Annotated in this window: 17 protein-coding genes; 15 read left to right on the top strand and 2 right to left on the bottom strand. The window is 63.2% G+C overall.

The window, feature by feature from the left end:
- Positions 1-89: 89 nt before the first annotated feature.
- The 15 genes from H2510_RS15370 to H2510_RS15300 all read left to right on the top strand — a co-directional run bounded on the left by H2510_RS15370 (position 90) and on the right by H2510_RS15300 (position 17,405).
- Entirely contained in the window at positions 90-1,190 is a 1,101-nt protein-coding gene (locus tag H2510_RS15370; RefSeq protein ID WP_186629146.1) for an MBL fold metallo-hydrolase, read from the top strand.
- Positions 1,191-1,212: 22 nt separating this feature from the next.
- Complete coding sequence (locus H2510_RS15365) at positions 1,213-3,633, top strand: HAD-IC family P-type ATPase (RefSeq protein ID WP_186629145.1); 2,421 nt, start codon at positions 1,213-1,215, stop codon at positions 3,631-3,633.
- A 34-nt stretch (positions 3,634-3,667) separates the two neighbouring features.
- A complete protein-coding gene (locus tag H2510_RS15360) occupies positions 3,668-3,856 on the top strand; it encodes an antitoxin (RefSeq protein WP_186629144.1) in 189 nt (62 codons plus the stop codon).
- Positions 3,857-3,890: 34 nt separating this feature from the next.
- Positions 3,891-5,528 (top strand): Na+/H+ antiporter, encoded by a 1,638-nt coding sequence (locus tag H2510_RS15355; protein WP_186629143.1) that lies wholly within the window; start codon positions 3,891-3,893, stop codon positions 5,526-5,528.
- Positions 5,529-6,722 (top strand): lipase family protein, encoded by a 1,194-nt coding sequence (locus tag H2510_RS15350; protein WP_186629142.1) that lies wholly within the window; start codon positions 5,529-5,531, stop codon positions 6,720-6,722.
- Positions 6,723-6,725: 3 nt separating this feature from the next.
- The gene (locus tag H2510_RS15345; RefSeq protein ID WP_084347703.1) at positions 6,726-7,121 is read left to right on the top strand and encodes an MmcQ/YjbR family DNA-binding protein; all 396 of its coding nucleotides are present in this window, start codon (positions 6,726-6,728) and stop codon (positions 7,119-7,121) included.
- A gap of 11 nt (positions 7,122-7,132) precedes the next feature.
- Positions 7,133-8,302, top strand: coding sequence for a sensor histidine kinase (locus H2510_RS15340; RefSeq protein WP_186629286.1), 1,170 nt, complete (start codon positions 7,133-7,135; stop codon positions 8,300-8,302).
- A gap of 28 nt (positions 8,303-8,330) precedes the next feature.
- Positions 8,331-9,170, top strand: coding sequence for a LytTR family DNA-binding domain-containing protein (locus H2510_RS15335; RefSeq protein WP_186629141.1), 840 nt, complete (start codon positions 8,331-8,333; stop codon positions 9,168-9,170).
- Positions 9,167-9,532 (top strand): hypothetical protein, encoded by a 366-nt coding sequence (locus H2510_RS15330; protein ID WP_186629140.1) that lies wholly within the window; start codon positions 9,167-9,169, stop codon positions 9,530-9,532. Before H2510_RS15335 ends, H2510_RS15330 begins: the two co-directional genes overlap by 4 nt.
- Positions 9,533-9,534: 2 nt before the next feature.
- A complete protein-coding gene (locus tag H2510_RS15325) occupies positions 9,535-11,268 on the top strand; it encodes a cation acetate symporter (RefSeq protein ID WP_397517367.1) in 1,734 nt (577 codons plus the stop codon).
- A gap of 208 nt (positions 11,269-11,476) precedes the next feature.
- Positions 11,477-11,776, top strand: a complete 300-nt coding sequence (locus tag H2510_RS15320; RefSeq protein ID WP_084347713.1) for a DUF485 domain-containing protein — start codon at positions 11,477-11,479, stop codon at positions 11,774-11,776.
- Positions 11,773-13,404 (top strand): cation acetate symporter, encoded by a 1,632-nt coding sequence (locus H2510_RS15315; RefSeq protein ID WP_186629138.1) that lies wholly within the window; start codon positions 11,773-11,775, stop codon positions 13,402-13,404. Before H2510_RS15320 ends, H2510_RS15315 begins: the two co-directional genes overlap by 4 nt.
- Positions 13,405-13,484: 80 nt before the next feature.
- The gene (locus H2510_RS15310; RefSeq protein ID WP_186629137.1) at positions 13,485-13,919 is read left to right on the top strand and encodes an SRPBCC family protein; all 435 of its coding nucleotides are present in this window, start codon (positions 13,485-13,487) and stop codon (positions 13,917-13,919) included.
- A gap of 157 nt (positions 13,920-14,076) precedes the next feature.
- Complete coding sequence (locus tag H2510_RS15305; RefSeq protein ID WP_315901392.1) at positions 14,077-15,657, top strand: VWA domain-containing protein; 1,581 nt, start codon at positions 14,077-14,079, stop codon at positions 15,655-15,657.
- A 98-nt stretch (positions 15,658-15,755) separates the two neighbouring features.
- Positions 15,756-17,405 carry a VWA domain-containing protein gene (locus H2510_RS15300; RefSeq protein ID WP_186629135.1) on the top strand — a complete coding sequence of 550 codons (1,650 nt, stop codon included), beginning with the start codon at positions 15,756-15,758 and terminating at the stop codon, positions 17,403-17,405.
- A 14-nt stretch (positions 17,406-17,419) separates the two neighbouring features.
- Here H2510_RS15300 and H2510_RS15295 read toward each other — a convergent pair whose 3' ends face one another.
- Together H2510_RS15295 and H2510_RS15290 are read right to left on the bottom strand one after the other, a co-directional pair.
- Entirely contained in the window at positions 17,420-18,154 is a 735-nt protein-coding gene (locus tag H2510_RS15295) for an energy-coupling factor transporter transmembrane protein EcfT (RefSeq protein ID WP_186629134.1), read from the bottom strand.
- Entirely contained in the window at positions 18,151-20,178 is a 2,028-nt protein-coding gene (locus tag H2510_RS15290) for an ATP-binding cassette domain-containing protein (RefSeq protein ID WP_315901385.1), read from the bottom strand. Before H2510_RS15290 ends, H2510_RS15295 begins: the two co-directional genes overlap by 4 nt.
- Positions 20,179-20,206: the final 28 nt, after the last annotated feature.

The raw sequence follows: 20,206 nt of genomic DNA, 5'->3' as shown, positions 1-20,206 counted from the left end.
GCCGAATATTCTAGTGCAAGGCTACGTCTGCACGCATATGGCGAGCTGGCCGCACCTCGCGCGAAGCGCGGCTGACCTACTGTGGTGCGGTGACGAAGAAAACGATAGTGCCGATCGCCCTCGCAGCTGCCGGTGCGGCCTGGCTGACCAGGGCTGCCTGGGGTTTGCCGACGCAACTGGGAGCCGGGACCGCCAAGATCGCCCCGTATGCCGCGGGGTCCTCGCGATATCGTGACCGACGTTTCCACAACTCCGAACCGAGTTCGAGCTTCACCGGCGGTGGCGACGAGTCGATCCTGCGGTCGCTGCTGCGCGGTCGTTCGCAGGGGCGGCCGAGCCGTCCGGTTCCGCTCGCCCCACTGATCGCTCCCGTCGATGCCGGAGATATCGCAGTGACCTGGTACGGGCACTCGAGCGTCCTCATCGAGGTCGACGGAGTCCGTGTGTTGGCCGATCCAGTGTGGAGCAACCGGGTATCTCCGTCCACGGTCGTCGGACCCGCACGATTGCATCCGACCCCCGCGCCGCTCGACGCGTTGCCACGTGTCGACGTGATCGTCATTTCCCACGATCATTACGACCATCTCGACAAGGCGACCGTGCAGCAGCTCGCGGGCCTGCACGATGCACCGTTCGTGGTACCGATCGGGATCGGCGCTCACCTTCTTCGGTGGCGAATTCCTCAGGACCGAATCATCGAGCTGGATTGGGACGAGCAGACCCAGGTCGCCGGTTTGACCATCACGTGCACCGAGGCGCGGCACTTCTCCGGACGTGGGCTCAGGCGGGATCTGACGCAGTGGGCGTCGTGGGCCTTCGCCGGCGATTCGCACCGCGTCTTCTTCGGCGGCGACACCGGATACACCACCAAATTCGCCGAGATCGGTGCCAAGTACGGCCCCTTCGATCTCACGTTGTTGCCGGTCGGGGCCTACGACCCGCGCTGGGCCGACATTCACATGAATCCCGAGGAAGCGGTGCGCGCGCACGGAGACCTCGGCGGCGACGTCCTGGTTCCCGTGCATTGGGCGACGTTCAATCTGGCGTTCCATCCGTGGTCGGAGCCGATCGTCCGATTGACCGCGGCTGCCGAGCCGTCGGGTGTGAAGGTTTCGGTACCGATGCCTGGTCAACGAGTAGATCTCGCGCGAGGGTCGACCGGCGACCGTTGGTGGGCCCGGCTCGGCTGATCGACGGCCTAGTCTTACTGCCATGTCGATCGAAACGGACGCTCAGCGTGAGAACGGACTCACCGAAGCCGAAGTGGCGACACTTCGGTCCGAGGGCAAGTCCAACGACGTCCCGGCCCGCGCAAGCCGGTCTGTCAAGGAAATTGTGCGTGGCAACGTCTTCACCCGCATCAACGCGATTCTGGGTGTCCTACTGGCCATCGTGCTGTCGACGGGTTCGATCATCGACGGCATGTTCGGGCTGCTGATCGTCGCGAACAGCGGTATCGGCATCATCCAGGAGATTCGGGCCAAGAGAACTCTCGACGCGCTTGCGATCGTCGGGCAGAGCAAGCCGGTCGTCAGGCGTGATGGTGAGGCCAGGGAAGTCGCGCCGGACGAGGTGGTGCTCGGTGACATCATCGAGTTGGGTTCGGGTGATCAGATCGTCGTGGACGGGGTGGCGATCGAATCGGACAGTCTCGAGATCGACGAATCGCTGCTGACCGGCGAGGCCGACACCATTCACAAGCAGGTCGACGGTGAGGTGTTGTCGGGGAGTTTCGTCGTCGCGGGGAGTGGTGCCTACCGGGCGACGAAGGTCGGTCACGATGCCTATGCCGCCAAGCTTGCCGACGAGGCCAGCAAGTTCACTCTCGTACATTCCGAACTGCGTAGCGGTATCGACAAGATTTTGAAGTTCATCACCTATCTGATGATTCCGGCGGGCGCCTTGATCATCTACAACCAGTTGTTCTCGAGCGGACAGTCTCTCGGACCTGCGCTGAACGGCATGGTCGCGGCATTGGTCCCGATGGTTCCAGAGGGCCTGGTACTGATGACCTCGATCGCGTTCGCCGTCGGAGTGGTTCGACTCGGCCGGCGGCAATGTCTCGTGCAGGAACTGCCCGCGATCGAGGGTCTCGCGCGCGTGGATGTGGTGTGCGCCGACAAGACCGGAACGCTCACCGAGAACGGCATGCGGCTGGCCGAACTGCGGGTCGTGAATCCAGATGATGCCGAGGTCCTGCCGCAGGTTCTCGCTGCGCTGGCGAACGACGATCGGCGGCCGAACGCGAGCGTGCTCGCCATTGCCGAGGCGTACCCCGACGCTCCCGGTTGGAAGCAGACCGCGGTAGCTCCGTTCTCCTCGGCCAAGAAGTGGAGCGGATTGTCCTACGGCGACAACGGGGATTGGCTGCTCGGTGCACCGGATGTACTGCTCGACCCGGAATCGGATATCGCGCGTGCGGCCGAGGAAGCCGGATCGGCCGGTCTGCGAGTCCTGTTGTTGGCGAGCAGCAACCTCCCCGTCGACGACCCCTCCGCCCCGGGGGAGGTGACGCCCCGAGCACTGATCGTTCTCGAGCAGAAAGTGCGCACCGATGCCCGCGAAACGCTCGAATTCTTCGCAAGCCAGGCAGTTGCCGTCAAGGTCATTTCCGGTGACAACGCGGTCTCGGTCGGAGCTGTCGCCAGTTCGCTGGGTCTGACAGGGACACCGATCGACGGACGCGATCTGCCGGAGAACGCGGAAGATTTGGCCGACACCATCGAGAATTCGACGACTTTCGGACGGGTTCGACCGGATCAGAAACGAGCGATGGTCGGCGCACTGCAGTCGCGCGGGCACACCGTCGCGATGACCGGTGACGGAGTCAACGACGTGCTCGCACTCAAAGATGCCGACATCGGTGTAGCAATGGGTTCGGGTAGCGCGGCAACTCGTGCCGTCGCGCAGATCGTGTTGTTGGACAACAAGTTCGCGACACTGCCGTATGTGGTCGGCGAAGGTCGCCGGGTGATCGGCAACATCGAGCGCGTATCGAACCTGTTTCTGACCAAGACCGTCTACTCGGTGTTGCTGGCGTTCCTCATCGGGCTAACCGGGGTGTTGTCGCAGATCTTCCATTTCGAACCGATTCCGTATCCGTTCCTCCCGCGGCACGTAACCATTGCGGCCTGGTTCACGATCGGTATTCCGGCCTTCGTTCTCTCACTCGCCCCCAACAACGAGCGTGCCCGAACCGGCTTCGTATCGCGCGTGATGCGTTTGGCGATTCCCTCTGGCGTGATCGTCGGTGTCGCAACGTTCGTGTCGTATCTACTCGCCTACCAGGGCCCCGACGCCACCGAAGCGCAAACCATTCAGGCCAGTACGACAGCATTGATCACGTTGATCATGATCGCGTTATGGGTGCTTGCGGTCGTCGCAAGACCGTACGTGTGGTGGAAGATCGTACTGCTCACGGGATCGGTAGTCGGCTACCTACTGCTGTTCACCATTCCGTTCTGCCGCACGTTCTTCAAACTCGACCCGTCGAATGTCGCTATGACGACGTCGGCGATCGTCATCGGGGCCGTGGGTATCGTCGCGGTCGAGGCAGCCTGGTGGATCAGTGCCGCTCTGCACGGTGAAAAGCGTCGACTGTTCGGTGCCATGCCGGTGGGCGGCGCGACGTAGTCTTGTTGCCATCCACGAATGAAAAGGAGCGGTCATGAGTTTTGCAGATTCTTTGAAGGGCCTCATCGACAAGGGGCAGAAAGCTGCCGCCGAGCATTCGGACAAGATCGAGCAGGCCGTGGACAAAGCCGGAGATTTCGTCGACAAGAAGACCGACGGAAAGTACGCCGACCAGATCGACAAGGTCCAGGACGCCGCAAAGAACGCCATTCCGGACAAGTAATGGATTTGCGCTCGGTGGACGGCACAATCTAGCTGTGGACGGACCCATCCTGCTTCTCGTCGTCATCGCCGCTGTCGCGGTCGCTGGGTTCGCCAAGCGTCTCGACCTGCAGGTTCCGTTGGTACTGGTTGCAGTGGGGTCCGTTGCATCGTTCATCCCGGGAGTGCCGCATGTGACGCTCGCACCGGATCTGATCCTCGGCGTCGTACTGCCGCCGCTGCTGTATTCGGCGGCACTGAACTTCTCGTTCGTCAGTTTCCGTAAGAACCTTGCGCACATTCTTCGCCTCGGGATCGTGATGGTTCTCGTCACGACCTTTGCAGTCGGCTACTTCGCCAACTGGCTGGTGCCGGAATTCACGCTCGGAGCGGCGCTCGTGCTGGGGGCAGTCGTCGCCCCGCCCGACGCCGTGGCTGCCATCGCAGTCGGACGCAAGCTCGGGCTGCCGTCCCGGATGATGGCGATTCTCACCGGGGAAAGCCTTGTCAACGATGCCGCAGCGTTGACGCTGTTCACCCTGGCGGTCGCCTCGGTGACCGGGCAACGCATCGCCATCGATTCACCGGTCCTGTTCTTCGCATACGAGATCGTCGGTGGTGTCCTCGTCGGCCTCGTTCTTGCCGGCATAGTGCGGTTCGTCCGGTCTCGGATTCAGGACTCGGCGCTCGAGACCGTCCTCGGGCTCGTGCTTCCCTTTGCGGCGTATCTGGCCGCCGAGGAGATACACGCCTCGGGTGTATTGGCCGTCGTCACAGCTGGTTTCGTGTTGGGCCGCGTCACGGCCGATGTCGCGGTGACCACCAGAATTCAGGAACGTCAGGTGTGGCCGACTGTCGATCTTCTGCTCGAGGCGTTCGTGTTCGCCTACATGGGTTTGCAACTGAAGTTCGTCATCGAGGACGTTCGAGCCGACGGCCTGCCGGTGCTGCACATCTTCGCGTACGCGCTCTTGATTCTCGCCTTCGTCATCGCGGTCCGCCCAGGTTGGATATTTCTCAACACCGGTCGCCGGATACTGGTGCGAAAGATGGTGCGCAAGAACAAATCCGAGAACTCCAACGCGCCCGGCCTGACATGGCGCCAAAACCTTGTCCTGTCGTGGGCCGGGATGCGCGGCGTGGTGACACTTGCTGCGGCGGCCGGTGTTCCGCTCGTCACGGACGCAGGAGATCCGTTCCCCGGGCGTGGAGTCATCCAAGCCGTCGCCTTCGTGGTCGCGGTCGGCACGTTGCTGATCCAAGGGCTGACGCTTCCGTATCTGATCCGTCGCTTGGACGTTGCCGACCCACTCGAGCAGCAGCAGCACGACGAGCAGTGGGCTCTTGCGCGGACCATCTCCCGCGCATCGGCCGAAAAGTACATGACAGCCGCTGCGCGCGAGGGCCTTCCGGGTGTGAGTGCAGAATCCGTCGATGCCGTTCTCGAACGAGTACGAAGATCCGTTCGCGCCCGAATGGACGCCGACGAAACCGAGGACCATGAGGAACGGGCAGCTGCTGCAGGGGCACTGTTCGACGCGCTTCGCCGAAACGTTCTGGTGGCGCAGCGTGCCGCCCTTGTCCAAGCGCGAGACTCCGGCGAGCTCGACGACGAGGTTCTTCGAGACGTCCTCGATGGTCTCGACGTCGAAGAGGCTGCTGCCGAGGCTCGCATCGATCGTAGGAGCAGGTAGATGCGCAGGACGAAAATGGCGGCCTTTTCGGCGCTGGCCCTCTCGGTGCTGACCCTGGCTGCCTGCGCTCAGCCCCAAGCGGTGACACTCCCACCCGCTCACGCTCCCGTTCCTGCTGCGCCGGTCGGCGCCGAGCGCGGTTCGATCGTCTCCTCGATCGAGATTGGGCATACCGATCTTGCGGTCCGCGTCCTCGGTGCCACCGCCACCCGCGTCGTGTATCGGTCGACATCGCGAACGGGAGATACCGGCACCGAGGTGTCGGGAGTGGTGTTCGTGCCCAAAGGTGCTCCGCCTGCAGGTGGCTGGCCGATCGTGTCCGTCGGACACGGCACGACCGGGGTCACGGACGAATGCGCGCCCTCGCTCTACCCGAACCTGTTGGGCACCATCGGCACGGTAGCGCCGTTCCTCGAACGCGGCATGGTGGTCACGGTGACCGATTACGAAGGCCTCGGGACGCCGGGGGAGCATCCCTATCTCGATCCCGATGCAGCTGCCCACAACATCATCGATGCCGTCCGAGCAGCCCGTAATGTCGTGCCCGATGCCGGATTCAGGTGGGGCGCCGTCGGCAACTCGCAAGGTGGACAAGCGGTGTGGGCCGCTGCCGAGCGCACGGACTACGGCGACGGTCTCGAACTCGTCGGTAGTGCTGCGCTGTCGCCCGCGCTCGATCTCGCCCCCATGTTCGATCTCGGCGCGTCGAACACTCTTGCACAAATGCTGTTGGTTCCATTTCTGGTGGACGGGCTCCGCTCACAACAGCCGGACGTTTCCGACTCGGATTACATCAACGGTGCCCTGGTCACAGATCGGCGGGCCCTGACGGCATGCACGGACCTGCTCGGTTTCCAGAAGGCCGAAGCAGCAACGCGATTGATGCCGGGCGACGCGAAGCCTACTACCGAGGCCGCACGTATCACGATGGTCGACTGGCTGCGCTCGGTAGCACTGCCCCGAACCCCGACTGCTGTCCCGCTGTTGGTCGTCGTCGGCGAGCAGGATCAACTGATCGACCCGAAATGGACACAGGACGCCGTCACACAGGCATGCTCGATGGGTGACGTCGTCGAGCTTCGTCGATCGCCGGACCAGGGTCATTCCGATCAAGGCGCGACGAACGACGCAGTGGAGTGGCTCAGCGGTCGTCTCGAGGGACAACCTGCACTCGATACCTGCCAGGAAGGCTGAAGGATGCTCGATCGACCGACACCAGAGGCCGCCGAGCCACTGCTGATGTTGCGCGCACTGTGCATGGCACTGCCGGAGGCGACCGAACGCGTCAGTCACGGCGAGCCTGCATGGTTCGTCCGCAAGTCACCACAATTCGTCATGTTCGCCGACCACCATCACGACGACCGCATCGGGTTCGTTGCCGCAGCACCCGCAGGCGCGCAACAGGATTGGATCGCTCGTGATGGGAGCCGATTCTACGATCCACCGTACGTCGGCGGTCGCGGTTGGATCGGGGTGTACCTCGACGTCGAACAGGACTGGGAGCAGATCGCCGATATCGTCGAGGATGCGTACCGCACCGTCGCGCCGAGAACGCTCGTCACTCAACTCGATGCGGAGCGGCAACCGGAGTGAGCTCTGCGCTCATGTGGTTCGCCGTGATCGTGGCGTTCGCAGTCGTCGCCATCGCCGTGATCAGCCTGCGCGGACGCCGCGCATTGACGACGCCGGAGGAGCGGGCAGTCCATTCGACGTTGCACACTGCCTCACTCGCGGCTCGGCCACTTCGGCAGGGACTGGGCCCGGAATCCGCAGCAGAGGCTGCCCCTCATCTACGTGCACTGACCGGGACCGACGCACTCGGGGTGAGCGATTCGGATGGCGAATTGTTGACCTGGAACGGCCCCTACAGCGAGCTGTCGGAGCTCTTTCACCAAGCTGCTCGACGCGCGATCGACGGCGAGCGTCGGGTGCTGCTGGCGTATCCGCTCGGCGGGGACCATGCGGTACGTGCGCTGATCGCCCAGCCCTTGCTCATCGAGGACGTCGGGGTGGTCGGTGTTCTCGGTGCCGTCACCACGAACGTGCCGGGGCCCGGCATGCTCGGCGCTATCACCGAGGTCGCGCGCTATGCGTGTGGCCAGATCGAACTTGCCGAACTCGACGCATCCCGCGCCAGGTTGGATCGTGCCGAGGTACGGGCACTGCGAGCGCAGATCAGCCCACATTTCATCTACAACGCGCTCGGCACCATCGCCTCGTTCGTGCGAACGGATCCGGATCGGGCACGTGAACTGGTACTCGAGTTCGCCGACTTCACGCGATACTCGTTCCGAACTGCAGGAGAGTTCACCGTCCTCGCCGACGAGTTGCGCAACATCGACAGGTATCTGACGCTCGAACGCGCACGCTTCGGCGACGCGCTCCAAGTGACCCTGCAGGTAGCTCCTGAGGTCTTGGGCGTCGCGCTGCCGTTCCTCGCACTGCAGCCGCTGGTGGAGAACGCCGTACGGCACGGGCTCGCCGGCCACCCCGGCGGTGGCAGTATCACGATCGTGGCGGCCGACGAGGGCACCGACTGTTTGATCAGCGTCGAGGACGACGGTGTCGGGATGGATCCGGAACTGCTGCGCGCGGGCTTTCCGAGCACCGACTCCGACGGGTCGACCCACGCTCACGTCGGGCTGTCGAACGTCGACGACAGGTTGCGTGCTGCTTTCGGCAACGACTACGGCCTTGTCGTGGACACCGCGCCGGGATCGGGTACGAAGGTGAGCATGCGGGTGCCGAAATTCAAAGCAGGTATTCGAGCGTGACCTTCATCCGGCAACATGAGCGGCGCCCATGACTCACACCCCCGACTCCCCGGCTCATCCCCGTCTGACTGTGCTCGCAGTCGACGATGAGAAACCTGCGCTCGATGAGATTGCATACCTGTTGAGCAGGCAGGATGTCGTCGGCCAGGTCTACACGGCTTCGGACGCAACTACGGCTTTGCGACGGCTACAGCAGCAACCGGGCCCGTCCTCACCCGTCGTCGATGCTGTATTTCTCGATATCAACATGCCGGGTCTCGATGGCTTGGAGCTCGCTGGAATTCTCGCGAACTTCTCTCGGCCACCTGCTGTGGTGTTCGTGACGGCACACGAGAACCGTGCAGTTGCTGCGTTCGATCTCGGTGCCGTGGACTATCTGCTCAAACCCTTGCGCGAGGAGCGGCTCGCCGAGTCGTTGCGCAGGATCGTCGCTGCGGGTCGACGCACCGACGGTCAGGAGTCTGCGGGGAGTGACGAGATCATTCCCGTGGAGCTCGGCGGCACCACGACGCTGGTGCAGCGCTCGTCCGTCGGGTGGGTCGAGGCGGAAGGCGACTATGCCAGGCTGCACACCACCGGGGGGTCGCACCTCGTTCGGATCCCGATCTCGACGCTCGAAAGTCGCTGGGCCGACATCGGATTTCTGCGGGTGCACCGTTCCTACCTCGTGTCCTTGGCATTGGTGACGGGCATCAAAAGCGTCGGATCGGGGCTGGTGGTCTGCCTACGAGCACACGGCGAGCTTGGCGCCGTCGAACTGCCAGTGAGCCGCAGACATGCCCGGGAGCTGAAGGACCGTCTCGTTCGCGGGCCGTTACAGGCATGGTCCAAACCGGCCGGGCCCAAACAGTCTTGGCCCAACCCATGACGGATGCGAAGCCCGCGCGGCAGCGCGTAATCCTCGCGCAACGGCGTGGGGCAAGAATCGTGCGCACCCGCGTCGAAGTGCAGGAACAGACCGAAGTGGGCGACGCGATGGTGAGAAGCCTCGTGCGCGCGCAGTTGTGGTTGTCGATCCGATCGGCCGCACTGGCGTTGGGTGTACTGTTCGCGATTCCGCTCGTCGGACTGTTGGTTCCAGCATTCGCCGATGCCGTGGTGTTCGGGATTCGACTGCCGTGGTTGGTACTCGGCGTGCTGATCTACCCGTTGCTTCTCGGTGTGGGATGGGTCTACGTGCGCCAGGCGGAGCGCAACGAACACGAGTTCACCGATCTCGTGGACGACTAGCCGTGGCAGTGCCGTGGGTAACGGTGGCGGCGTTGTTGGCTGCCGCTGTCGCGACCGTTGCGATCGGAATTTACGGCGTCCGATTGGCCCGCACCACCTCCGATTTTCTTGTCGCGTCACGTACTGTCGGGCCGCGTTGGAACGCCGCGGCGATCTCGGGGGAGTACCTCTCCGCCGCCTCGTTCCTCGGAGTCGCCGGGCTCATCGCCAAATACGGCGCCGACGCGCTGTGGTACCCGATCGGCTTCACCGCCGGCTACCTCGGCCTGCTGTTGTTCGTCGCCGCACCGCTACGACGAAGTGGCGCATACACCGTTCCCGACTTTGCCGAATTCAGGCTGGGATCACTGTGGCTTCGCAAGCTCGCGATGGTCGTCGTCGTCATCATCTGTGCGCTCTATCTGGTTCCACAGTTCCAAGGCGCGGGGTTGACGCTGAACATTCTCCTCGGCGTACCCGGTTGGGTCGGCGCAGCGTTGGTCGGTGTCATCGTCATCGCGAATGTGGTGGGCGGCGGCATGCGCTCGATCACCTTCGTGCAAGCGTTCCAGTACTGGCTGAAGCTGACCGCTGTTGCCGTCCCCGCCGTCGTCCTGGCACTGCACTTCTACGGCGACGATCGCGTGGTTGGGAGTTCGGCCCCGCCGACGGTCGACCGCGAGACCACCGTCGAGATCAGCACAGATGTTCTTGTGCAGGTGGATTCGCGCATCGAGGTGACCGTGTACGGCACTGTCGACGACAAACCGGTGGACGGCAGGATCGCCCTCGACGGCGGCACACACGAACTGGGTGAGGGGACATCGCTGATTCTCGACGCAGATTCGCCGGTGCCGGTGGTCGCAGGTGCGCCGACGATCGATCGCGAATGGGCCTCGCCCGGTTGGGGTCTCGGCGGAAAGCATCCGATGTATCAGGTCTATTCGCTGATACTCGCGACGTTCCTCGGCACCCTGGGTCTACCGCACGTGTTGGTGCGGTTCTACACGAACCCCGACGGACGTGCTGCCCGGCTGACCTCGCTCACCGTGCTCGGCCTTCTGAGCGTCTTCTACCTGTTTCCCACGCTGCTCGGAGTGTTCGCGCGCCTGTACGTGCCACAACTGCTGATCACCGGAGCTTCCGATGCGGCCGTGCTGTTGTTGCCGGGTTCGGTGCTGTCCGGGGTGGGCGGGCAGCTGCTCGCTGCCCTCGTCGCGGCCGGTGCGATCGCTGCATTCCTGTCCACGTCCTCGGGCCTGTTGGTAAGCATCGCCGGGGTGCTGAGCACCGACGTTCTGCGGGGCAGAGTCCGAGACTTCCGCATCGCTGCGATTCTCGCGGGGGTGGTCCCGCTGGTTCTGTCTCTCGGACTGGTCTCGCTCGACCTGTCCAGGACGGTGGGTCTGGTCTTCGCCGTCGCCGCGTCGACGCTGTGTCCGCTGCTCGTGCTCGGTATCTGGTGGCGCGGACTGACTCCGGCCGGGGCGGCGTCAGGACTGATCGGCGGCGGCGGACTATCGCTCGGCGCCGCGTCGTTGTCGGTGTTCGGCATTCCCGATCGACTGTGGGGCGGCTGGGTCACGGCGATTCTGGGCTACCCGGCCGCGGTCAGCGTGCCGATCGCGTTCGCTCTGATGATCGTGGTGAGCAAGGCGACGTCGTCGTCGATTCCGGCCGACGTCGGCCGAATCTTCACCAGGCTTCATGCACCCGAACGTCTCGGCGTGGGACGCGATCGTGAGCAGGAGTTGTGAGCCCGTTCGCCGTTGCCACACGACCGTTCGGCGCACAACCCGACAGCTGAGCGTGTGATCGCCGCCACTGCGTCATTTTGTGAGCTGGCTCTCTTACTGTTTCTCCTCAGATGTGAGTCACAGCCCGTGACGAGCTAGATGAGGAGCTGACAAGGTGACACGACCGGATACTTCACCGCCGCCACCGGATGCGCAGGCATTCATCGACATGCAGGCGAGTCCGGAGTTTCAGGAGCTACGACGTAGATTGCGCAGCTTCGTCTTTCCGATGACGGCGTTCTTCCTCCTCTGGTACCTCGTGTACGTCTTGCTCAGCACCTATGCAACGGACTTCATGTCCACTCTCGTATGGGGAAACATCAACATCGGCTTGTTGCTCGGTCTCGGACAGTTCGTCACCACCTTCGCGATCACCGGCATCTACGTGAGATTCGCGAACCGTGAACTCGACCCGCGCGCGCTGGCCCTGCGTACCGAGATGGAAGCCTCCCAGGAGTTGAAGCGATGAATCTCGCGCAAGCAGCAGACACGACAGTCGGCGAGCCGATAGTCAACATCTCGATCTTCGTGGCCTTCGTGCTCATCACGATGGTTGTAGTCATCCGGGCCAGCAAGAAGAACACCACGGCGTCGGAGTTCTTCACCGCAGGCGGTGGATTCTCGGGCCCGCAGAACGGTATCGCGATTGCCGGTGACTACCTTTCTGCCGCAAGCTTCCTCGGCATCGCAGGCGCAATCGCCGTCTACGGGTACGACGGCTTTCTGTATTCCATCGGCTTCCTCGTCGCGTGGCTCGTCGCGTTGCTGCTCGTCGCCGAATTGCTCAGGAACACAGGCAAATTCACGATGGCAGACGTACTGAGCTTCCGGTTGCGGCAGGGGCCGGTGCGTACGGCCGCTGCACTGTCGACGCTGACGGTCTCGCTGTTCTATTTGCTGGCGCAGATGGCAGGCGCGGGCGGCCTCGTCGCCCTCCTGCTCGACATCTCCGACCGCACCGGTCAGTCGATCGTCATCGCGATCGTGGGTGTGCTGATGATCGCGTACGTCCTCATCGGCGGGATGAAGGGCACGACCTGGGTACAGATCATCAAGGCCGTGCTCCTGATCGTCGGAGCCGCATTCATGACCGTTCTCGTGCTGGCCAAGTTCGGACTCAACTTCTCCGAGCTCATCGGTAGTGCGCAGACCATGGTGTCCGGTTCCGCCGACGCCACAGTCGCCGCACGCGACATCATCGAGCCGGGTGCGCAGTACGGCGGCAGCGCGACGTCGAAGATCAACTTCCTCTCGCTCGGTATCGCACTGGTTCTCGGCACCGCAGGTCTACCGCACGTTCTCATGCGCTTCTACACGGTGCCTACCGCGAAAGAAGCTCGACGCAGCGTCGTGTGGGCGATCGCTCTCATCGGTGCGTTCTACCTGTTCACCCTCGTCCTCGGTTACGGCGCCGCCGCGATCGTCGGACCCGACCGCATCCTCGCGTCGGCAGGTGGCCAGAACTCCGCTGCACCACTGCTCGCCTTCGAACTCGGCGGAGTCATTCTCCTCGGTGTCATCTCGGCAGTCGCGTTCGCGACGATCCTTGCCGTCGTGGCAGGTCTGACCATCACCGCCTCGGCATCGTTCGCCCACGACATCTATGCCAGCGTCATCAAGAAGGGCAACGTCGACGAGAAGAAGCAGGTCAAGGTTTCTCGCATAACGGCCGTCGTCATCGGTGTCATCGCCATCGGCCTCGGAATTCTTGCCAACGGTCAGAACATCGCGTTCCTCGTCGCACTGGCATTCGCCGTCGCAGCGGCAGCGAACCTTCCGACCATCCTGTACTCGTTGTTCTGGCGTCGGTTCAACACCACCGGCGCACTGTTCAGCATGTACGGCGGTTTGATCTCGACCATCGTCCTGATCATCTTCTCGCCTGCGGTGTCCGGCTCGAAGACCTCGATGATTCCCGGATCGGATTTCGCATGGTTCCCGCTGTCGAACCCGGGCATCGTATCGATCCCACTCGCGTTCATCCTCGGCATCGTCGGCACGTTGATTTCGAAGGATTCGGAGAGTAAGGCGAAGCAGGCCGAGATGGAGGTCCGTTCGTTGACCGGCATCGGAGCAGAGAAGGCCTCAGCTCACTGACCTGGGGTTTTACCAATCGAGACGCCCGTGTATGTGCTCCTCACACGGGCGTCTCGACGTGTCCGGCTACCATCCCTGCTGTGGCCAAGCTCAAAGTGACCGCCGACGTCCCCCTCGACCCGGCACAAACGTGGACGCATGCGTCCGATCTCTCCGACTACGACAAGTGGCTTTCCATCCACGAGGCGTGGCGCGGTGAGCTACCCGCCGAGCTCTCCGCCGGCACCACTCTCGACTCGGTCGCCAGCGTCAAAGGCATGCGCAATCGGGTGCGCTGGACCATCGAAAGCTACGACCCGCCGAACAAGCTGAAGCTGAAGGGCAACGGCAAAGGCGGCGTCAAGATCGCTCTCGTGCTATCGGTGAGCGCTGCCCGAAACGGCGGTTCGCAGTTGACTCTCGACATCGATCTCGGCGGCACACCCCTGTTCGGTCCCATCGGCTCTGTTGTCGCAAGAGCTCTCAAAGGGGACATCGAGAACTCGTTGAAGACCTTCGAGTCGCTCTACGCATAACGCGTGCAGGTCAAAGCCGCGATACGCTTCGGCGAGCCGCGCAGTGGGGGTCTGATCGGAGGCTCTCGCTCATACGGAGAGGTTCTTCACAATGCCTGGTAGACACAGTCCAGCGAAACATAGTGCCGCTAGTTCGGCCACCAACTCGACGGGATTGGTGAAGTACGGCGTTCTCGCTGTCGTACTCCTGGTGATCGTCGGCGTCGGCGTCTTCGCCGCGCAGAAAGCATTCGGGTCCGGGTGCAAGGATCCATCCACCTACACCCTTGCTGCCGACCCGGCGATCGCAAGCGTCGTGAAGGACGTCGTCGACGACACGTCGGCCGAGGATCTCGGTTGCGCAAACATCGAGGTGACGGCCACCGACTCGGGAGAGGCATCCGCTGCCGTGTCCAAGGGTGTCGATGTCCCCTCGCTGTGGATACCGGATTCGGCACTCTGGGTGGGTAAGACAGTCCGGGCCACCGGCTCGCTCGTCGATCTCGCCAGCCAGTCCGTCGCGAGCTCGCCTGCGGTGATCGCCGCCCGTCGAGACGAGGTGCCGTTCTTCGACACCTGGCTCACCGCGCTACAACTCAAAAGTCTCCGGATCGGAAATCCGTTGACCAATACCATTTCTGATGCTGCGATCCTCGGTGCTCTCGCCGAGGCCGGTGCAGACGCCGCCACAGTCGACTCGGTCTCCGCTGCTCTGGTCCCGATCGCGCAGGCGCAGGCTTCGACGAGAGGCGAAGCAGATCCGGTTGTTCGCCTCGAAGAGATGTCTGCGGATGGCGGCGTTTCCGTCGTCTCCGAACAGACGCTGGTGGACTACGAGAAGTCGACCGGCACCGAGCTCGGCGCCACGACACCGCCGACGGGTAGCTTCTTCCTGAATTACCCACTCGCCGTCACCGAACCCGCTGGTGACTCTCACGAGAGCGCCAAGACCGTCGGACTCGCCGTCGCCGATGCGCTTGGCTCCTCTTCCGGACTGGCAGCGCTGTCCGACGCGGGCTTCCGTCCACCGGGCAACGCACCTCTCAGCGACGGCCGCGGTGTCGGAAAGATTTTGCCGTTGACCATCGCCGATCAGCAGACCGCCGAGGCGACGTTGCGGCAGTATCAAGTGCTGGCCCTGCCGTCGCGGACTCTGGTGATGGAGGACGTTTCCGGTTCGATGGCCTACGGTGCCGGCGCGGACACGCGGATCGGATTGACCGTTCAAGCCAGTGAAACGGGAAGCAAGCTGTTCCCGAACAATGCGGCGATGGGGCTGTGGGCATTCTCGATCGGCCTCGGCGGTGGAAACCAGGACTACAAGGAATTGGTTCCGATTCGCCGTCTCGACGCAGACGTGAACGGGACCCCGCAACGTAACCTCGTTGTCCAGCAGATCGCCGCCCTCCCAGGTCTCGTCGGCGGGGGTACCGGCCTGTACGACACGACTCTTGCCGCATTCCGCAAGGTCAAAGAGGGATACGACCCCGACTACATCAACAGCGTCATCATCCTGACCGACGGTTCCAACGAGGATCCCGGCAGCGTCGGACTCGAGGAGTTGCTGTCCACACTCCGTTCGGAACAGGACCCGACGAAGCCGGTCATCATCGTCACCATCGGCATCACCGACGACGCCGACGCTGGAGTTCTTCAACAGATCTCTTCGGCCACCGGTGGTACAAGCTTTTTGGCTCGAAATCCAGCAGAAATTCCGAATGTGTTCGTGAATGCTCTCAAAAGTCGATCAGGTCGCTGATTTTTGGGCTTTTTTGGGGTAAGCGTCTCCACAGGTCGCATTTTGGTGCATGATGCAGGTCGCTGCTAAATAGCTGACCAATGGGGGAGTGCGCGGAAATGTCTGGGCGTCACGGAACAGGAACTCGGAGCACTCCGGCTGCAAAATGGGCTGCGGTTGTGGTGGTCGCGGTTGTGGTCGTCGTGGGCGGGTACTTCGGAGTCCAGGCCGTACGCGCGACGGTCGCAGGTTGCGATTCCAGGGGCCAGGTATCACTGGCCGTGGACCCGACCATCGCGCCGGTGGTGACCGAGGTGTTGAGCCGGTCCAGTGAGCTCGACCGCGGTTGTACCGATTTCGAGGTTCGCGCCGAAGCGCCGACCGATACCGCAACGGAGCTTGCCGGTGCCGACGGTAGCCGTCCCGACCTGTGGATTCCCGATTCGACGCTTTGGTTGCTCAAGACACTCCGCTCGACGGGGGCACTACCGGAAGTTGCGAAGTCCTCGGTCGCCAAAACGCTGCCGGTCTTGGTCACGCGCGAAGGTGAAGCACCGACGGCACAAAACTGGCTCCAAGTTCTGCAGACCCCACAGCAGCGAATCGGAGATCCACTCAACAGCAGCGTCTCGATCGCCTCGATACTGGGAGCGTTGGCCGAATCAGAGGTCGCGATCTCCGATCCGAAGGCAGTCTCGGCAGCGCTCGTTCCTATCGCCCAGGACTTCGGGCGAATCGCAAATACGCCGCATGGTACGTCCGACCTGGTGGTGCAGGTCGCTGCCGAGGGCGGTAGCAGCGTCGCCACCGAACAGAGCGTGGTGGCCTACAACAAGGTCAACCCGCAGGCGCCTCTGCTCGCATCGGTCCCGCCGACCGGTAGTTACTTTTTGGACTACCCGCTTGCCGTGACCGCAGCAATGGGACCGGACTACGACGTCGCGAAGAAGGCAGGGTCTGCCCTGGCCTCGCTGTTGGCGAACTCGACGACAGTCGATGCGCTGCTCGACGCAGGTTTTCGGCAGGCCAGTGGAATTCCGTTGACCGACGGCACAGGCGTCGGATCGGTCGCCGCACTCGAACTGAAGAATCCACTTTCCATCGAGTCGACGCTGCGGGATTGGTCGGTGCTGGCACTGCCCATGCGGACCATCGTGGTCGAAGACGTGTCCGGGTCGATGGCATTCAAGTCGGGGGACTCGACCCGCATCGCTCTGACCGTGAATGCCAGTCTCGGCGGTAACGAACTATTCAACAAGCAAGTTCAGATGGGATTGTGGGCATTCTCGATCGGCCTCGGTGGAGGAGGCCAGGACTACCGCGAACTCGTCCCCATCGGGCCCGAAAGCAACATCGTCAACGGGCTTCCGCAACGTGAAGCGATCCTGGCCGGCATTCGCTCGCTACCGTCACTGGTCGGCGGGGGCACAGGCCTGTACGACACCACGCTTGCTGCCTTCCGGAAAGTGAAGGAAGGCTACGACCCCAACTACGTCAACAGCGTCATTCTCTTTACCGACGGAACCAACGAGGACGCGACCAGCCCGACCCTCGACGCCCTGATCGCTACTCTCCAGAAAGAACAGGATCCTGTCCGGCCCGTGGTTATCGTGACCATCGGCATCACGACGGACGCGGACCCCGTTGCCCTGCAGAAGATTTCAGCAGCTACCGGCGGTACGAGCTACATCGCCGAGGACCCGCGCGACATCCCCGAGGTGTTCGTCAAAGCACTCAACAGCCGAACCCAACGTATCGGCGGGGAATAGCCGGACCGCTCTGCTCAGAACGCGAACGTGACCACCAGGGCTGCAGCGCAGCTGAGCACGACGACAGTGAAGGCGATGGCGTCGGGCAGGTGCGGTCGGCTGGGATAGGCGGTTATCTGTCCAGCGCCGCCGCGGGCCGTGATGGCCTCACCCATTTCCGTGGCCCGTCGGATGGCAATGGACATCGTTGCCGTGATGAGGTCGACGATCGAATTGTCCGCGACGCTGTTGAGGACAGATTTGGGGCGCAGGCGTCGGGCAGCGATCATGACGCGCATTTCCTCGATCAACAACGGAAGCGAACGTAGGCACAATGCGACGGTCGCGGCCCATTCGTCGACCGGCAATCTCAGCTTCTTCAGGGGTGTTCCGAGAATGGAGACAGCGGGTGCGATATCGCTCATCGACGTTGTCCAGCCGATCATCAGCGACGCCCCGAGCAACACGAATGCGAAGACCATTGCCCGCAGAAACAGCAGCACAGCCGAGAACCCCAACGGCGCGTTGATGAGTGCGCCGATCAAGAAGAGAACCCAGATCAACTTCGGCGGGCGGGGTATCGCAGTAGGCGGCACGCGCGCGATGATCGCCGTGACCACCAGCAGGCCGACGACGATCCCCAGTGCCGGCCACGACGGCGCGATCAGCAGCATGATGCTGATGACTACTACAGACATCAGCTTCGTGCCGGCCCAGAGCCGGTGTATCGGCGAGTGTCGCGGAACTTGGCGCAGTACAACAGTTGTCACGATGCCACTCCGCGGGTTGTCGTTTCGGAAGTGATGCGCCCGCCGGCAAGGGTGATCGTTCGGTCGCACACGCTGTCGATACCGTCGATGTCGTGCGAAATGACTATTATCGCGATTCCCTGACGTCGTAGTTGACCGAGCACACCGATGATGTCGGTTCGGCCCGGCGGATCGAGTCCGGCGAGCGGTTCGTCGAGGACGAGCACCCGAGGCTTGTTCACCACGAGCCCAGCGATGACGACCCGACGCATCTGTCCGCCGCTGAGCGAATCGATCTCTCGACCTGCGAGCAGCCGATCCAAGCCGACCGCGTCCATTGCCCGAGAGACATGCACGGAACCCACTTCTGGGCCACCGGCAGCCGCGATGTCCTCTGCGACCGTGCGGCGCTGAAGTTGTAGCCGTGAGTGTTGAAACGCCAGACCTACGACACCGACGTTGTCCGACACCGGAGACCCCTCGAAATCTGCGGTCCCGGTCGACGGCTTGGTCAGTCCGGCGAGAATCCATGCGAGCGTGGACTTTCCGGATCCGTTGCCGCCCAGAACAAGTAGCCCGTCACCTGCATGCACAGTCAGGTCGATTCCGGTGAGCGCCAACTGCGACCACGGTGTGCGCCTGTTGTAGGTGTGCCCGACTCCCCGGAGAGTCAAGATCGGTGGTCCGGCACGAAAGTGGGTGGTCGCCGGGTCGAGGAACGCACTACGCATCCACTCGGCGCTGTGCTGCACCTGCGCTCCGCCATGAAGATGTACGACGCGATCGGCCGCAACCGTTTCCAGCTCTTGGTGGGTCACTAGTACGACGGACATCCGGTGTCGAGTGGGGAGATCGGCCAGCAGCGCCACCAGGCTCGCTCGGCCTGCGGCGTCGACCATGGTGGTTGCTTCGTCGGCGATCAGTAATGCGGGGCGCCGCGCCAGTGCAGCCGCGACCGCCAACCGTTGCATTTCACCGCCCGACAGAGTCGAGGTGTCGCGTGCTCCCATTCCACCCAGACCCACTTCGGTCAGCAACGCATCGATATCGGTTTCGGCGTCTGCGGGCAGACCCCACACGACGTCGTCGCCGACGCGGCTGCCGAGGATCTGACTCTCCGGCCGCTGCAGAACCACTGCCGTTCCGCCTGCCAGCCCCAAACCGGCGACACCGGGACGGTCCACGGTCCCGGTGGTGGGTGTACGCCCCGCGAGGATTCGAGTCAGCGTCGACTTGCCGGACCCGTTGTGCCCGACCACTGCGACGAACTCCCCGAAATCGATGGTGAGGTCGAGGCCCTGCAAGGCGGCGGTGCGGGAGCCGTTGTAGCTGAACCCGACGTTGTTCAAGCGGACAGGTAGCGGTGCGACCACTCCGTCGACCGCGGCAGGTAGGTGATCAGCGACGGGGATGGTCGAGAGACGGTCGAGAATTGCTCCGAGGATCAGCCACGTGAAGAACACTCCGAGGACAATGCTGAATATCGCGGTGCCGAGTATCCACCACCACCAGTTGTCCAACACGGCACCGACACCCGAGCGCAACGTGTCCGCCGCCGGGATCAGGATTTCGGTCCTCGACATCAGTCGGGCGACGCCCTCGATGGTGTTCTCGATAGTTTTCAGAAACAGCTCACGCAGTGGCGCCAGCAGAAACAACACGCCCACCGTCACCAGACCGATGGCGGGCCCGACGATCGCTGAGGTGACGAGCACTCGGAACAGCCCATGACCGAGACGTTTGGCCCGGCCGACCATCCCACCGAGAAGAGCGGCCGTGGCCACGGTGATCGCCGTCGACCACCCGGCCGCAACGAACGCAACGAGAGTCCCGGCTACAGCTGCCGAGACGAGCACCCGAGTGCGATGGCGTTGCGCAACGACAGCCATCGGGACAGCAGCTACGATCTGTAACGCGGTGGCCAGCGGAACCACCATCGCAACCACCGAGAGAGCGACTGCAAAGCTGCTCATCACGGCGGCCGTCGCGAGTTCGACAGGCGTCAACGCAGTCGACGTGCGGTGTTCGGTGCGGCTTTCGGTCACCGGTCCAGTGTGCCAGCATCGTCCTTAC

The sequence above is a fragment of the Rhodococcus sp. BP22 genome (assembly GCF_014281965.1).
Lineage (GTDB): Bacteria > Actinomycetota > Actinomycetes > Mycobacteriales > Mycobacteriaceae > Rhodococcoides.
Note: the sequence above shows the minus strand (reverse complement) of the source record. Positions and strands in the feature narration are given on the sequence as shown.

Coding starts and splice junctions, on each gene's coding strand:
- H2510_RS15365 (WP_186629145.1), top strand. CDS start 1,213: ATGTCGATCGAAACGGACGCTCAGCGTGAGAACGGACTCACCGAAGCC.
- H2510_RS15360 (WP_186629144.1), top strand. CDS start 3,668: ATGAGTTTTGCAGATTCTTTGAAGGGCCTCATCGACAAGGGGCAGAAA.
- H2510_RS15350 (WP_186629142.1), top strand. CDS start 5,529: ATGCGCAGGACGAAAATGGCGGCCTTTTCGGCGCTGGCCCTCTCGGTG.
- H2510_RS15345 (WP_084347703.1), top strand. CDS start 6,726: ATGCTCGATCGACCGACACCAGAGGCCGCCGAGCCACTGCTGATGTTG.
- H2510_RS15340 (WP_186629286.1), top strand. CDS start 7,133: ATGTGGTTCGCCGTGATCGTGGCGTTCGCAGTCGTCGCCATCGCCGTG.
- H2510_RS15335 (WP_186629141.1), top strand. CDS start 8,331: ATGACTCACACCCCCGACTCCCCGGCTCATCCCCGTCTGACTGTGCTC.
- H2510_RS15330 (WP_186629140.1), top strand. CDS start 9,167: ATGACGGATGCGAAGCCCGCGCGGCAGCGCGTAATCCTCGCGCAACGG.
- H2510_RS15320 (WP_084347713.1), top strand. CDS start 11,477: ATGCAGGCGAGTCCGGAGTTTCAGGAGCTACGACGTAGATTGCGCAGC.
- H2510_RS15315 (WP_186629138.1), top strand. CDS start 11,773: ATGAATCTCGCGCAAGCAGCAGACACGACAGTCGGCGAGCCGATAGTC.
- H2510_RS15300 (WP_186629135.1), top strand. CDS start 15,756: ATGTCTGGGCGTCACGGAACAGGAACTCGGAGCACTCCGGCTGCAAAA.